The organism is Paraburkholderia sejongensis, from assembly GCF_020880815.1.
Lineage (GTDB): Bacteria > Pseudomonadota > Gammaproteobacteria > Burkholderiales > Burkholderiaceae > Paraburkholderia > Paraburkholderia sejongensis.
Genome location: NZ_JAJITD010000017.1, coordinates 88,456 through 101,465 on the forward strand (window position 1 = coordinate 88,456; position 13,010 = coordinate 101,465).

The 13,010-nt window shown below is 60.4% G+C and carries 14 protein-coding genes, 1 tRNA gene and 1 pseudogene; 12 read left to right on the forward strand and 4 right to left on the reverse strand.

Going from position 1 to position 13,010, the window contains the following annotated elements:
* Positions 1–171: 171 nt before the first annotated feature.
* From LJ656_RS27355 to LJ656_RS27365, 3 genes are all read left to right on the forward strand, one after another.
* Positions 172–246, forward strand: a tRNA-Arg gene (locus tag LJ656_RS27355).
* Between the two features lie 167 nt (positions 247–413).
* The gene (locus tag LJ656_RS27360) at positions 414–1,625 is read left to right on the forward strand and encodes a tyrosine-type recombinase/integrase (RefSeq protein ID WP_230512657.1); all 1,212 of its coding nucleotides are present in this window, start codon (positions 414–416) and stop codon (positions 1,623–1,625) included.
* A 104-nt stretch (positions 1,626–1,729) separates the two neighbouring features.
* Positions 1,730–2,233, forward strand: a complete 504-nt coding sequence (locus tag LJ656_RS27365) for a hypothetical protein (protein ID WP_230512658.1) — start codon at positions 1,730–1,732, stop codon at positions 2,231–2,233.
* A 345-nt stretch (positions 2,234–2,578) separates the two neighbouring features.
* Here LJ656_RS27365 and LJ656_RS27370 read toward each other — a convergent pair whose 3' ends face one another.
* Both LJ656_RS27370 and LJ656_RS27375 read right to left on the reverse strand, forming a co-directional pair.
* The gene (locus LJ656_RS27370; protein WP_230512659.1) at positions 2,579–2,830 is read right to left on the reverse strand and encodes a transcriptional coactivator p15/PC4 family protein; all 252 of its coding nucleotides are present in this window, start codon (positions 2,828–2,830) and stop codon (positions 2,579–2,581) included.
* Complete coding sequence (locus LJ656_RS27375; RefSeq protein ID WP_230512660.1) at positions 2,827–3,060, reverse strand: helix-turn-helix transcriptional regulator; 234 nt, start codon at positions 3,058–3,060, stop codon at positions 2,827–2,829. Before LJ656_RS27375 ends, LJ656_RS27370 begins: the two co-directional genes overlap by 4 nt.
* 376 nt (positions 3,061–3,436) lie before the next feature.
* Between LJ656_RS27375 and LJ656_RS27380 the strand changes: the two genes are divergently transcribed.
* The 9 genes and pseudogenes from LJ656_RS27380 to LJ656_RS35145 all read left to right on the forward strand — a co-directional run.
* Positions 3,437–3,667 (forward strand): hypothetical protein, encoded by a 231-nt coding sequence (locus tag LJ656_RS27380; protein WP_230512661.1) that lies wholly within the window; start codon positions 3,437–3,439, stop codon positions 3,665–3,667.
* On the forward strand, positions 3,660–3,914 hold the full coding sequence (locus tag LJ656_RS27385; RefSeq protein WP_230512662.1) for a hypothetical protein: 255 nt from the start codon (positions 3,660–3,662) through the stop codon (positions 3,912–3,914). The genes LJ656_RS27380 and LJ656_RS27385 overlap by 8 nt, the downstream gene beginning before the upstream one ends.
* Positions 3,904–4,248 (forward strand): hypothetical protein, encoded by a 345-nt coding sequence (locus LJ656_RS27390; RefSeq protein WP_230512663.1) that lies wholly within the window; start codon positions 3,904–3,906, stop codon positions 4,246–4,248. Before LJ656_RS27385 ends, LJ656_RS27390 begins: the two co-directional genes overlap by 11 nt.
* Complete coding sequence (locus LJ656_RS27395) at positions 4,245–4,577, forward strand: hypothetical protein (protein ID WP_230512664.1); 333 nt, start codon at positions 4,245–4,247, stop codon at positions 4,575–4,577. Before LJ656_RS27390 ends, LJ656_RS27395 begins: the two co-directional genes overlap by 4 nt.
* On the forward strand, positions 4,574–7,300 hold the full coding sequence (locus LJ656_RS27400) for a DUF927 domain-containing protein (protein ID WP_230512665.1): 2,727 nt from the start codon (positions 4,574–4,576) through the stop codon (positions 7,298–7,300). The genes LJ656_RS27395 and LJ656_RS27400 overlap by 4 nt, the downstream gene beginning before the upstream one ends.
* A 410-nt stretch (positions 7,301–7,710) precedes the next feature.
* Positions 7,711–8,505 carry a hypothetical protein gene (locus tag LJ656_RS27405; RefSeq protein WP_230512666.1) on the forward strand — a complete coding sequence of 265 codons (795 nt, stop codon included), beginning with the start codon at positions 7,711–7,713 and terminating at the stop codon, positions 8,503–8,505.
* Positions 8,506–8,635: 130 nt separating this feature from the next.
* A complete protein-coding gene (locus LJ656_RS27410; protein WP_230512667.1) occupies positions 8,636–9,475 on the forward strand; it encodes a hypothetical protein in 840 nt (279 codons plus the stop codon).
* On the forward strand, positions 9,475–9,690 hold the full coding sequence (locus tag LJ656_RS27415) for a hypothetical protein (RefSeq protein ID WP_230512668.1): 216 nt from the start codon (positions 9,475–9,477) through the stop codon (positions 9,688–9,690). The genes LJ656_RS27410 and LJ656_RS27415 overlap by 1 nt, the downstream gene beginning before the upstream one ends.
* A gap of 146 nt (positions 9,691–9,836) precedes the next feature.
* A pseudogene (locus LJ656_RS35145) lies at positions 9,837–10,478 on the forward strand (phage baseplate assembly protein); the annotation flags it as partial.
* Between the two features lie 233 nt (positions 10,479–10,711).
* Here LJ656_RS35145 and LJ656_RS35000 read toward each other — a convergent pair.
* Positions 10,712–11,473, reverse strand: a complete 762-nt coding sequence (locus tag LJ656_RS35000) for an excisionase (RefSeq protein WP_329958907.1) — start codon at positions 11,471–11,473, stop codon at positions 10,712–10,714.
* 123 nt (positions 11,474–11,596) lie between these two features.
* Positions 11,597–12,820 carry a hypothetical protein gene (locus LJ656_RS27425; RefSeq protein ID WP_230512669.1) on the reverse strand — a complete coding sequence of 408 codons (1,224 nt, stop codon included), beginning with the start codon at positions 12,818–12,820 and terminating at the stop codon, positions 11,597–11,599.
* Positions 12,821–13,010 lie beyond the last annotated feature (190 nt).

Below are 13,010 nucleotides of genomic sequence, written 5' to 3' on the forward strand. Positions count from 1 at the left end.
ATGTTTGCCGGGCCGTTTGTTTTTTGGCCGGGCCTGTCGGGGCTGTTGGCCCGCGGGGCCTGTAAATGGCTAGTTTTGGCCCTCCTTTTGCTTGGGAGGGTTTGATATACTCTGCGCTCGCTGGCGGATCCGGGCTCTAAAACCCTCGCGGATTCCAGCCGGCCCGGTCCTCTCCCTGTAGTTCAATGGATAGAACAAGTGCCTCCTAAGCGCTAGATACAGGTTCGATTCCTGTCAGGGGGACCAGATAGCTTCCCAGCTACTCCCAAGATTGCCCAGAAAAGCCCCGTAAGCCTTGCGCTGCGGGGCTTTTTGCTGCCATCATTGCCTACGTTTGCCCACTACAAACCAAACTTTTTTGGGGTATCGGTGGGGATACCATCGAATACCCCAAAATCGATACCCCCAACGCCATGCCCAAGCAGATTGCACCGCTGACCGAGCTGCAAGTCCGCAGGGCCAAGCCGGCCGAGCAGCCCTATCGCCTTGCCGATGGCAAGGGGCTTTACCTGCAAGTGATGCCAAACGGCTCGCGCTACTGGCGAATGAAATACCGCTTCGATGGCAAGGAAAAGCTGGCCTCCTTCGGTGTTTATCCTGAAGTCGGCCTCGCAGACGCCAGGAAGGCGTGCTTGGCGGCGCGACAGCTTTTGACCGCGGGCACCGATCCCTCACAGCAGAAGAAGGAAACGAAGCGTGCGCGGGCGCTGGAAGCCGTATCGACCTTCGAGGCGGTGGCACGGGAGTGGTTCGAGTCGCAGAAAGACGGCTGGACTGAGGTCTACGCCAGTAAGGTGATCGGTTCGCTCGAGGTCGACGTGTTCCCGAAGATGGGCTCGAGGCCGATCAAGGACATCGAGGCGCCGCACATGCTTGAGATCCTGCGAGCTGTCGAGGCCCGCGGCGTCCGGGAGACCGCCAAGCGCATCCTGCAGCGGTCCCGCGCCGTTTTCCAGTACGGCATCATGACCGGCCGTTGCTCGCGCAATCCTGCTGCCGACGTCGACGCTGAGACTGTGCTAAAGAAAGGCGCCGGCGTGAAGCACATGGCGCGCGTCAAGCCAGTGGAGATTCCGCAACTCATGCAAGACATCGCCGAGTATCAGGGTGACGTCGTCACCCGGCTGGCACTCCAACTAATGGCGCTCACGTTCGTCCGAACCACGGAGCTGATCGAGGCCGAATGGACTGAAGTTGACGAGAAGGCCGCCGAATGGCGCATTCCGGCTGACCGGATGAAAATGCGCGATCCGCACATTGTCCCGCTGTCCCGCCAGGCGCTCGATGTGTTGGGTGAGCTACGGAAGCTCAACGGCAATGAGCAGCATATCTTTCACAGCGTGCAAGGCCGTACCCGCGGGCCGATCTCCAATAACACGATGCTGTTTGCGCTTTACCGCATGGGATACAAGTCTCGAATGACGGGGCACGGGTTCCGGGGCCTTGCCGCCACCGTCCTGCGCGAGCTCGGATACAGCCGCGATGTCGTCGATCGACAGCTTGCACACGCCGAGCGCAATCAGGTAACCGCGGCATATGTCCACGCGGAATACCTGCCCGAGCGCCGAAAGATGATGCAACACTGGGCCGACTATCTCGCCCAAGCGCAAGAAAGCGCCGAATAACAGCGGCTTTCTACAGGTTTGCCGCGCCTAGCCCGACGGGGCGAAAACAGGGCTCCCTTACCCTGCTGGCGCAGCATCAATTTTTAAGGGTGCGTGAGGGCGCAATGGACGATACAACTTTTAGCGAACCGGGTCCGGACTTACCGCAGCACCTATGCCCGCTTTTCATCATGGCGGCATATGTGTACATGCGCATCGAAGACACGGAAGTCTTTGCGCAAGGCTTCGCGCGACTCACGAACGCGCTTATTCAGGCTGGAACGAGGGGCGAGATCGCCGTTTTTCACCCGCAGACCCTGCTGCCCTATAACGCACACAACGCCGGATTCGAGGAGGAATCCAGTCCAGTTACGGCGGATTGGGTCGCGCGTATCGATGACGTGCTTCATTGGTTTGTGGAAAAGGATATTGAGTCTGCCAAACCGTTCGTCGATCAGATGCTCGCGAACGTCGAAATTAGAGAACCAATGCCGGTCGATCGGCGCGCCCGGATGGTAGAGGCGTTGGAGCGCAACGGCGGAAACAAAACAAAGACATCGGCGCGCCGACGAGCCACAGTTCCGCAGCGCTGCGGCCGGCGAACACGAAAAGCGGGTAGCGTTCGGTGAGTGTATTTGGGAGAGACGTTTGCTCAGAACGAGCGAGGATATGGCGCATGATGCGGCCTCCTATTGCAGTTTTGAACCCGCATCCCATCGCCAAATGGGGTGGGCGGGCACTGAACGGGGTTGGCGAACCGGCGCAATAGGAACCGGCAGACCCGAAGGTCTCCCCGCCCAGGCCCACCCATTGATCTTGGAGGCGCGCGAAGGCGTGCGGACGAAAAAAAAGCCGCGGGGCGGCTGTCCGCCTATTGCATGTCAGGTCGCCAAACCCGGTAGCTGTTGTCTCAGCCACGCGAAAAGTATACGCGCCGGGGTTTACGCGGTGCAAGGTCTTTTTATGGGGTGTCATCAATTAGCCCCATTTGGATCGAGCGCGCGTGAAGCGACGAGCAAGCCTTGGACGACCTCGGCAATCTGGTCGGGCCGCAGCGATACGCCGGCGCGGCCGGGCTTGTAATCGCCCGATTCAATCGAATACCAAACACGCAGGTCGATGAACGTGCGCCCGCGATACTCGGAAACGGTGACGCGCAGTCGCTCGCTGTCGCTCTTGCGGATGTCGAGGAACGTCGCTGTGGGCGCGCGAGTTGAGCCGTTCATGCGCCCTCCGCACGATAGTTCTGCGGATCCGCGATCCATTTATGAATCTCGCGGTTCGACCATACAGCGCAGCGTTTGGTGAGATGCTGACGCTTTGGGAACCGGCCGGCGAGCTCTCGCTGCCGAACCGATTCCCTGCTCATGGGAATGAACACCTTGATCTGCTCCCAGCGGGACAGACCGTCGACCGGGAGGGTTGCGCCAACGGGCGCATTTTCCTGAATCGCCATTGCTTGCACTCCTTGTGCGTCGTTGTGACGGAGTGCATTTGGCCGACGCAAGGCCCCCTTTCGGCTAGGAGGGCGTGGAATGTCGACGCTACTTGGCTTTGGCGGCCATACCGAAAGGATCATGCGGTACGAGTGCAAGGGCCTTGCGCTCGCGTTGGGGGGCTGAGCCCTGCTGGATGATTTGCGCGAGGCGCTGACGGCTGATACCAAACTCCGTGGCTGAGCATGGCGGACTTTCGCGATTTGTGTTTCCGTAACCTTATCGCTGGTGACACCTCGTTTGCAGGCGATGGTGCACGCCGCGAAGCGTTCAACGATGCATTCGCCCGAGAAATCGCTGTGTCGATCGCTCGCCAATCTCGTGCCGAGGTGCGTCATGGTTAATCGTACTGACATCGCACCTCGCGCGGCCGCTGAGATGAACGCCGCCGCCAAGGCATTGACTCAGGCAAATGCATTGTTCGTCGTCCTGGGAAAAATGGGCAGCGGCAGCATTGATCTCACCGAGGCAGTCTTGCTCGCCCAAATTGGCGCTGAATTGACTGCAAATTACGGCGACCGCGCCGCGGATGAAGCCGACTTCTTCGCGGAGGTCCGCCATGGATAAGCGACTGGCCAATCACACCGACGCGCTGAACACCGGCCACGATGTGGCGACATGTGCACTCGAAGGCTTTCAACGCCTCGAAAAAGTGCTGAAGGCGATGGAGCGCTTCGCGAGCCTGGCCGGCGCGGACGAGCTCGCCACGCTGGCCAAGGAAGGCGCGCTGGTCGCCGACAGATACGCCGACCTTGCTGACGGCGACGCAAAGCGATTTCGGGACGCTGCCGAGGAGATCGCACATGGCCAATAAAGCGACGCGCTCCGCAGTGGCTGAGCAACTGGACGTCAAAGAGGTCGTCTTCGCGATGGACAGCGCTGCGGGTTTGTTCGCATACGCGAGCACGTCTTTCAGCGATCTGGCCGCGTTGTTCGAAGCGATCCAAGAATCTGCGCAGCGCGGTAATGGCTCGCTGACGCAGCGACTGGCATCGTTGGGCCGGAATTTGTGCGACGCCCTCGAGAGCGACTTCGGCAACTACCAAGACGATTATCAGGCCCGCACCGAGTGCTATTCGGCCGCATGCGTCAACGACGCCTCTTTGCGTGTCGGTAGCGATAAGGACTCCTCACAGGAAAGCGCATGAGATTCCACCCGAAATTGATCAGAGTCGTGGACGGGGAGCCACATATCAACACCGCCGGCATCCTTCTGCTTTCTGCCGAGGCCGTACACGGACCGACGCCTCCGGCTGCTGACGCCATCGTTCGCGCGCAGCGTACGATTGACGAGTTGCTCGCCGCGGCGCGCGCCGGCGGCTTCGCGAAAGCGGGAATCCTCGAGACGATGATCGCAAAGGAGCGTCACTCCGATCGTGTAGTCGACATGGCACTGGAAGCGATGGCATGCATCGGCGGCCCGTCAGAGCTTGCAGCGGTGCTCGCGCGCGCTGGCTTCGATCCGGAGGCCTCATGAGTGCTGTCATGGACGATCGCGCGGAAGTCGAAGCCGCCCTGCTCTGCATACCGCCATCTGTGCCTCGCGATGTCTGGTGGCGCATCGCGGCGGCGCTGAAACACGCGTTTGGTGACGACGGCTGGTCCACGTTTGTCAGTTGGAGCCGTGGAGCAGACAACTTCGACGAGGGCGCCGCGCGCGACACCTGGAAGTCTCTAAGCGCCAACAAGGGAATAACGCTCGGCACCCTGTTTGCTATCGCTGGGGAGCACGGCTACGAGCGCTCTGCGTCGCGCGTTGTCGTGGACCGTGCCGAACTTCAGAAGCGGCGCACCGTTCGCGAGGAACAGGCGAAGTCGGATACCGAGCAGCGTCTGCTGGAAGGTCGGAAGGCAGCAGCGACAGCATTAGCCGTGGTCTCGAAGGCTGCGCCTGCCGGCGCCGACCATCCGTACCTCGAGCGTAAAGTCGTCGCGCCGCCTGGTGAGCTCTACGAAATGCCGGTGGATAGGCTGTCCAAACTGATCGGCTACCCGCCATCGATGCGAGATGAGCGCCTGTGCGGTCGCATTCTGATCGCGCCGGTAGTGGTCGACGGCAAGCTCTCGACGATCGAAATGATTGACGAAGCGGGCCGGAAAGCGGCACTGAAAGGCGGCATCAAGTCCGCCGGCTACTGGACATCGGCATCCCTCGATCGGGCGTCCCGAATTCTGATCGCCGAAGGCATCGCAACAGCCCTCTCCGCGCACGCATGCACCGGCGTGCCCGCAGTGGCGGCGCTTTCTTGTGGAAACCTGCGCAAAGTGGCCGTGTCGCTGTCGCGCGCTTATCCAAGCGCTGCCCTGACCATTCTGTCGGACATCGGCAACGGGTCCGAGGATGCTCGCAAGGCGGCGGATGCAACCGGCGCCGCGCTGGCTATTCCTGACTTCGGGGGCAAGCGCGGTGACGATCAGACTGATTTCAACGATCTGCACCGGGTCGCCGGCGCCTCAATCGTTCGTCAGCAGATCGAAGCCGCCCAGCAGCTCGGCTTTCCCGGTCTCGAAGATAGGCCCTGTTATCGCCTGTATGAAAGCGGTCTGGAAATCGACGGGCGCAAGGTCAAGCCCGGCGTCTATTGGCATGGATCGAAGCCGGGCAAAACCGACGAGCCGCCGGTTTTGATCGATAAGTGGATCTCGACACCGCTTCGCGTGCTGGCCACGACGAGCAATGGCGAAGACGCCGAATATGGCCGGCTGCTCGAAATCCGGTCGCCGGCCGGGAAGTGGAAGAAATGGGCAATGCCGATGTCGATGCTCGCAGGCGATGGCAGCGAGGCGCGGGGCGTTCTGCTTAGCGAAGGCCTGGTCTTTGACCTGAACGACCGCAATGCGATCCTGCGCTACGTTGCCGCCCAGATTCCCACGGTGCGCATGCGCGCAGCTGCCGTCACAGGCTGGAATCGCGATGCCTTCGTGCTCCCGCACACCGTTATCGGCGCTGACGACATCTGGTTCCAGGCATCCGGCAGGACTGCGCCGTATGCGACGGCCGGCACAGTCGAAGGCTGGAAGGAGCTTGCCGCGCTCGCGACCGGGAATCCGCTGCTTATGCTGGGCATCTGCGCAGCCTTGGCGGGGCCCTTGCTCGGCCAGCTCAACATCGACGGTGCCGGGCTCCACATCTACGGCGATTCGTCCACCGGCAAGACCACGGCCGAGACCGCGGCGGTCAGCGTATGGGGCGGCCCGCAGTTCAAACGGACGTGGCGCGCGACGGCCAATGGCCTTGAGGGAGCGGGGACACTGCACTCCGACACACTGCTCGCGCTCGACGAACTCGGCGAAATCGATCCCAAAAGCCTGTATGAGGCGGCGTATGCGCTCATCAATGGGACGGGCAAAACGCGGGCCAACCGACACGGCGAGGCGAAGGCTGCGGCCCGCTGGCGCGTGCTTCTGCTGTCGACGGGCGAATTGACGATCGCGGCGCGGATGTCTGCCGGCGGCTTCGAGGCGAAAGCCGGTCAGGAGCTTCGAATTCTGGACATTCCCGTGCAAGGCCGCTATGGGCTGTTTGAAGAGTTGCACGGGCGTGCATCAGGCAGCACGCTGTCGGACGAGATCCGCAACAAGTCGGCGCAGCACTACGAGCATGCGGGGCCGACGTTCGTCGAGGCGTTGATTCGGGCGCTGCGCGAGGGTCTGCAGCTCTCAGACGAACTGCATTCCATCACCGAGCGACTTAAAGCGGCCGAAGGTCAGGAGCGGCGAGCCGCGCGCACATTCGCACTGTGCGGGCTTGCCGGAGAACTTGCTGCCCGTTGGAATGTGGTGCCGTGGGCTGCCGGAGAAGCGACAGACGCGGCTGCACATGCGTTCGACATCTGGCGTAAGCGCCGCGGCGCCGCAGGGGGAAGTTCCGAGCACGGAGCCATTTTGCGCGCGGTTTCTGACTTCATCGATCGTCACGCGGACAGCCGATTCTCCAACATCGACGGCAGCGCCGACATCACCCGCGATCGCGCTGGTTACTGGAAACAGGACGGCTCACGTCGACTCTACCTATTCACTTCGGTCGGTCTGCGCGAAGCCACGAAGAGCTTTGAGCTGCTTCGAGTTACCGCGGCCCTTCACAAGGCGGGCGCCCTCGCGGCCACAGACCTAGACAAGCGATCGAAGAGGACGCGAGACCCGACAGGCAGATCTGTGCCCCTGTACCACGTCGACCCGGAAGCCCTCGACCACGAGTAACGAGATGGGCGGTTTATTTTCTAGAGGGAACAAAGGGAACATAGGGAACGCACCGACAGACAAGGCTCACGGCGTTCCCCGCTTCCAAATCGGGAGGGAACGGAGGGAACAACGAAAGCACATGGATCAGCTGCCGGATTTGTTCCCCCCGTTCCCTGACGACCACTCTGCCGGGAACGGCGAACCCCTTGCCGGGCAAGGCGTTCCCCCCGTTCCCGCTGTTCCCTTGCTTTTCAGAGAAGCATGGACGTTGAATCATCCGGTGGACGGTGGGCGCACGGCACGCGGAATATGTGACTCTGTCATGTATGTCAGTCATGTCAGCCCCTTATGCGGCAAGGCTTCGATCCCGACACGGCCCACTTTCAGCGTGTCAGGGCGTGTCAGGAATGACGAAGGGAAGGGTTCGCATGACACGCCTGACATTGCTGCAGCACCCCGTGTTATGGCTGAAAGCGTCGCTGGTAAAGCGTCTGATCAACCTGACCCATCTGACGCGCACTAGAGCGAACGAAGTAACTGAGTCACGGCAACATGACTATCGTATAACGGAGATGAATATGACCGCCCTGCGGTTTTTGACAGTCAAAGAGGCAAGTGCAGCCATCGCCGCTGCATTGGACATTGCGGATACTGACGACCGTGCATATGCGGCGCGATGCCATAAGAAGGCTTTGGAGGATGCGATCGCGAGTAATGCCATCGTCTACCGTGACCCAGTAAGCCGCCTGCGGATCAGTCGCGAAGGGATAGTCGCGGCGCTCGTTGCGCACAACTGCGTAATCAGCGTCGCGGATCTGAATGTGTGGCTCGATAGCATCGGGATCGGTGTGCGCGTCGCTGCGTCCGGTGACGAGCAGGTGAAGCCGGCAGATTTGACCACCGACGAGCGGCCGAGCAGCGAGTCACTCGCGAAGGCTTTGAGCCCATACCTGAGAACTGGTCGTGATTTCGACTGGCTGCGAAAGCGCCTCACTGAGGCGAAGCGATACCCTCGATTGTTGAAGTACCGAGTGTTTAAAGGCACCTCGGCGCGCTGGGAGGTCGGTGGCGTCGTGCTTTATCTCATCGAGGAAGGCGAACTGACGCGCGAAAAAGCGAAAGCTGCGCTGACGAAGTATTTCCCCCGGCACCAGTACGTGTTGGACAACCCGTCAATCCAAGGCGACCGCTCGGCCGCCTCGTTCATACCGAGCGGCATCTAGCAGGTCTACCCCTCCTCCCGCAATACGGCCGCCGTACGGTGGCCGTACGGTCGCATCTACCCATCGCCGTATCTAGACTCCTCTCAACGTCTCGGCAACCCGTGAGCGGTTGCCTCACCGAGAGGAGTCCATGAAACGCAACAACCAGAATGAAGCCGTAGCCCAGGCGCCAAAGCTAACTCTCGCGATCGACGCCGAGACGCTTAACGAGATGCACGGGCTGCTCGATCAGCGCAAAAAGCTCGACGACGTAATGAACAGCGCTCCAGCGGAGATCGCAGCCGCTGAGGCCGAACTAGCCAATCTGCGCTGCCAGCTCGGCGCCCTTGAAGCGGATGTCGTGCTCATCGATGACGCCAAGCTCCCCGCCCTGCAGAAAGAGATCGCAAAGCTCGCCGACACGATCGACACCAAAGACCTCACTTTGCGTCGCCTGAAGGCTCGCGTCGAGGCACTCGAGGCGCGCGCCCCCGAACTCGACAGCAAGATCGAAATCGCCATCGGATATGTCCGCGTTGAGGCGAACATGGCGGCGCAAGATATTCAGGTCGCACTGGCCGAGGAACTGCGAAACAAGGTCGCCGAAGTCAGATACATCTACGCGAAGTTGCGCGCGCTGCAAGGCTTCGTGCCGCACACGAGAACCAGCGATTTTCTGATCAGCGCCTATGTGCCAGACCTCGAAAGCTGCATGCGCATCAACACCAGCACTGGTCACTACGACGCAGCGCCGAATCTGCTGGCATCCGCCGATGCGGATACCGCTGAAGCAGAGGCTGAAGTGGCCGAGGCTCTCAAACCGATCACTGCAGCGCTTCTTGTCGCTCGGAAACACAAACCATATGTGCCGCTCGCGAAGCGCCCTCAACTCTACGTGAACCGAGGAACGTTGGTCGATCTCAGCGATTCCTCTGCCGCTGCCGTGCTCGCACAGCAAGGCTCTGTTCTCGGCACGCCGGAAGTGAAGTGATGAGCGCACTTAACCTCGCGAAATCCGAGCGGATCATCAAGCGCATCTCTTCCGGCGGCGCGCGACACGTCATCGTGGAGAACAGGCGTACCGAGATGATCGCCGTCATGACGGAGAGCGGCGTGCATGTCGCCACCATGAGCCGACGCGCGGCCGTCAGGGACGGCTTGATCGTGCAGACGCCGTCGTCGAAGTCCAGACGGCGCAGGACCTGAAAATCGCGTCCCAGCCGGCGGTGGGCATGTGAGCAAAACACCGGCAACTGTCGACGCTCATGGAAGCGGGGGCCTTTCCCGGTTTGTCAGGCCGGGCCAACCCCGCGGCGGGCGACAGTACAACCTCCAACCTCAAAGACAGCGCTATGACATCTGAAACCGTCAACTCGTATGCCGACGTGCAAAACAGCGATCTGGTCCCCATCGATCCGAACGTTGGTGACGAGGTGACCTTGATTGTGCGTAGCTTTGTCGGTCGCCCAGCGTCGCCGACCAGCAATGTTGTTCACTACGAGCTCGGGCCTGGTGCGACGCTGTCGGGCTGGACGAGCATCCGGGTAACAGCTGGCATTGCTAGCGTGCCGCGAACGTTCGAACTGGAGATGTCCGAATACTTCCCCGGCGCGAACGACGTTTTGGTAAGTGCGGGCGACTATTGCGAAGTGAGAATGGGCAGTGCACTTGTGCTTACTGGCTATGTCGACCTCGTCAATCCGAGCATCAACGCAAACACCCACACTATCCGTGTGGCCGGTCGGGGAATGTGCGCAGACATTGTCGACTGCTCCGCACAATGGCCAAACGGACAAATCAGCAACTGCACAGCGTTCGACATCGCGACGAAGCTCGCAGACGTGTACGGAATCTCTGTGTCCTTAGATCCTATGGTGGACGGCCTGCCGATCATCCCCCAGCAGAACATCATGCTCGGCGAGACGGCTTACGAGATTATCGAGCGGGTTTGTCGCTTCAGCGGATTGCTGCTCTACGAACTGCCGGACGGTTCGCTGTACCTGTCCCGCGCGAGCACCGGCTCAATGGTGAGCGGCATTCAGGAGGGGATCAACCTTGAGTCGGCCAGTGTCGCAGACAGCTTCGCAGAGAGGTTTTCAGAAGTTCAGGCCGTCATGATCGGCACAAACAATCTTCAGGATCTGAACGCGGTCAACTCGCCAGTGTTTACGGCGACTGATCCGAATGTCACGCGGCATCGCCGCCGCATTGTGATCACTGAAGCCGGTCAACTGGGATGGGATGTCGGCAAGCAGCGAGCGCTATGGGAAGTTGCCCGCAGGCGCGGACTCTCCGAGGTTGTTCGTGTCGTCGTCGATAACTGGCGGGACATGTACACGAACCTTTGGGCGCCAAACAAGCTTATCAGCGTGTTGATCCCGTCGCTAAAAGTATCGGGCGACGAGGCCGGGACCGTCCCGAAGCAATATTTGATCGCAGATGTGACCTTCCATCGAAGCCTTGACGGCATGCGCCGTATTCTTTCGCTGCTTGGATCTATGTACTCGGCGTCCGGGCTCACAAAATACCTGCCTCCAACCTTTATTGGTAGCGGCCAAATTCTTGCGTTTCTGCGCCAGTTGAGGAGTGTATTGCGATGTGGCGCAAGCTCGCCGAACATTTCTCTCGCCCAGACCTCCAGCGGAATAAGCTTTGGATTCTTCGGCGGCAGCGCCACGGATGGCCCTGTCTCGGCCTCACGCGGCAACGGGCGTGCGCTATCGATCGCGCCCTCGATCCTCTTTTTGCTGTCTTCGATTCCCGCAAGGACTCGCTCGACAAGCGGGAGCCTGCGCCGCTCGCGTTGCTCATCCAGCCATAGGCGATACTCGTAGATGTTGAGTTCGAGCCCGTCGTCTGTCCTTCGGAAATGCACTCCACGCTGCAAACGACCGTTGCGCATATTGCTCTTTATCCGCTGAAGACTGCGCCCCATGTGTTTGGCAGCTTCATCCAAAGGAACCCAATCTGCCTCCGATCGTAGTGCCATCCTCACAGTCCAATAGTGTCGGGTAATGCTATGTTGACTACGCGCTCCTTGCTTTGATTCCGTCGGCGCGCTTCAAAATGAGAAAGAGAAAACACGGACATCAGTGCCGATTCCGCCGGTGCCTCACACCGAGCCCGAGCGAACAGCCGAACTGGTGAAGGAGTCCACGCGCGCAAATCTCGGGTCTCGCGAATCACAGGCTGCGCGTGCCCACGCGAGCCATAGGCCGACCGAAGACTGCCCAGAGACGTCGATCCCTCGCTCCCGCGCGACGCCTTCGAGACGATCCAAATAGTGTCGACGTCGGTCCAACGCCTCCGATAGGTCTGCCTCGGCAAACACCGCCTCTATCGCCACCTTTTCGCGGTGAGCGGCTTCTGATGCCATCTGCTCGTGCCACGCTTTTTGCTGGCGCAGGGCCTCTTCGCGGGGGGCCCATTCAGAGTCCGCCTTGCGAGCGAGTTCGCGCTTTTCGTATCCGAACACCGCTCGCCTCAATCGCCCTGCAAGCTCGTTGAGCTGCTCCTCGAGGGAACCGTCCGCCTCATCCCTTGCCCGCATGTCCGGTGGGCCGAACCGATCGTAGCCGTGCTGGCGCAGCGTTATTCTTAGGCGGCCGAGCGCGTGCCATCCATCGTATCCCACACCTTTATCCGACTTTTCGGCCATCTCCGACATTCGGAACTGCATGACCACGTCTTTGCAGGAGATCACAGTGCAGTCGTCGCGGAGGGTTATCTTGAATCCTCGTGCCTCGAGCGCAACGAAAAACGCGTCAGCAATCGAAAGCGCGCGCGGTCGCGTTGCCGGCGTCACGACTATCGCTGCGTAGGCGGGGCCCATGTCCAGCAGGCCGCCCGGCTTCGTGACCTTGAACGCGACTCGGTCGAACTTAGGCCGACCTGCCTCGCTTTTTCGAGGACGAGATTCAACTTCGATTTGCTGGTCGATCGAGTTCAAGCGCTTCGCGATCCCTTTGATGAGTCGATGCCGCCACTCGCCGTCGGCAACCGGAGCAATGTGCCGCTCAGGGCGCGCTTCGTCAGATTCGATGACTCCCCGATGCGTGGCCTGGATCTCGGATTCAGCGACCCGACGCGTATATAGATCGGGTTGCGCTTGAACTATTGTCGGTCCATCGTGCTGCGGCAACGGCGTTCGTGTCACCTTCTGGCCGGAGCGAAGTTTCGCCCAGTAGCCGACTGGCGGGAATGGCACGCCGAGCTTTATGCAGATCTTGCGCAGTCCGTTATCGGATAGGCCGTAGCGCTTCGATACAGCGCTGAGCGGATCAGCCCAGACTTCCTCGTACAGCACAGCACGTGAAAACGGGATTTCGGCAACCATCGCGCATCTCTCCTGTGCATCTGTCATGGTTCTCTGGTAAGGGAACAATGCTATCCCTGGCTCTCCATTGACACTGCGGGTTCCTTCCGATTGAGGTGAGTTTTAACTCTTCATAGGATGGGCATATGTGTCCCAGCGAACATGCAGCTTCCTACTAAATGGATAGCGTCGTTAATAAGTAATTGAGCCG

Bases quoted from the DNA above. Each gene is read 5' to 3' on its own strand.
- LJ656_RS27390 (WP_230512663.1), top strand. From the start codon at position 3,904: ATGGCCAATAAAGCGACGCGCTCCGCAGTGGCTGAGCAACTGGACGTC.
- LJ656_RS27425 (WP_230512669.1), bottom strand. From the start codon at position 12,820: ATGGTTGCCGAAATCCCGTTTTCACGTGCTGTGCTGTACGAGGAAGTC.
- LJ656_RS27380 (WP_230512661.1), top strand. From the start codon at position 3,437: ATGGTTAATCGTACTGACATCGCACCTCGCGCGGCCGCTGAGATGAAC.
- LJ656_RS27365 (WP_230512658.1), top strand. From the start codon at position 1,730: ATGGACGATACAACTTTTAGCGAACCGGGTCCGGACTTACCGCAGCAC.
- LJ656_RS27370 (WP_230512659.1), bottom strand. From the start codon at position 2,830: ATGAACGGCTCAACTCGCGCGCCCACAGCGACGTTCCTCGACATCCGC.
- LJ656_RS27400 (WP_230512665.1), top strand. From the start codon at position 4,574: ATGAGTGCTGTCATGGACGATCGCGCGGAAGTCGAAGCCGCCCTGCTC.
- LJ656_RS27395 (WP_230512664.1), top strand. From the start codon at position 4,245: ATGAGATTCCACCCGAAATTGATCAGAGTCGTGGACGGGGAGCCACAT.
- LJ656_RS27385 (WP_230512662.1), top strand. From the start codon at position 3,660: ATGGATAAGCGACTGGCCAATCACACCGACGCGCTGAACACCGGCCAC.
- LJ656_RS27360 (WP_230512657.1), top strand. From the start codon at position 414: ATGCCCAAGCAGATTGCACCGCTGACCGAGCTGCAAGTCCGCAGGGCC.
- LJ656_RS35000 (WP_329958907.1), bottom strand. From the start codon at position 11,473: ATGGCACTACGATCGGAGGCAGATTGGGTTCCTTTGGATGAAGCTGCC.
- LJ656_RS27405 (WP_230512666.1), top strand. From the start codon at position 7,711: ATGACACGCCTGACATTGCTGCAGCACCCCGTGTTATGGCTGAAAGCG.
- LJ656_RS27410 (WP_230512667.1), top strand. From the start codon at position 8,636: ATGAAACGCAACAACCAGAATGAAGCCGTAGCCCAGGCGCCAAAGCTA.
- LJ656_RS27375 (WP_230512660.1), bottom strand. From the start codon at position 3,060: ATGGCGATTCAGGAAAATGCGCCCGTTGGCGCAACCCTCCCGGTCGAC.
- LJ656_RS27415 (WP_230512668.1), top strand. From the start codon at position 9,475: ATGAGCGCACTTAACCTCGCGAAATCCGAGCGGATCATCAAGCGCATC.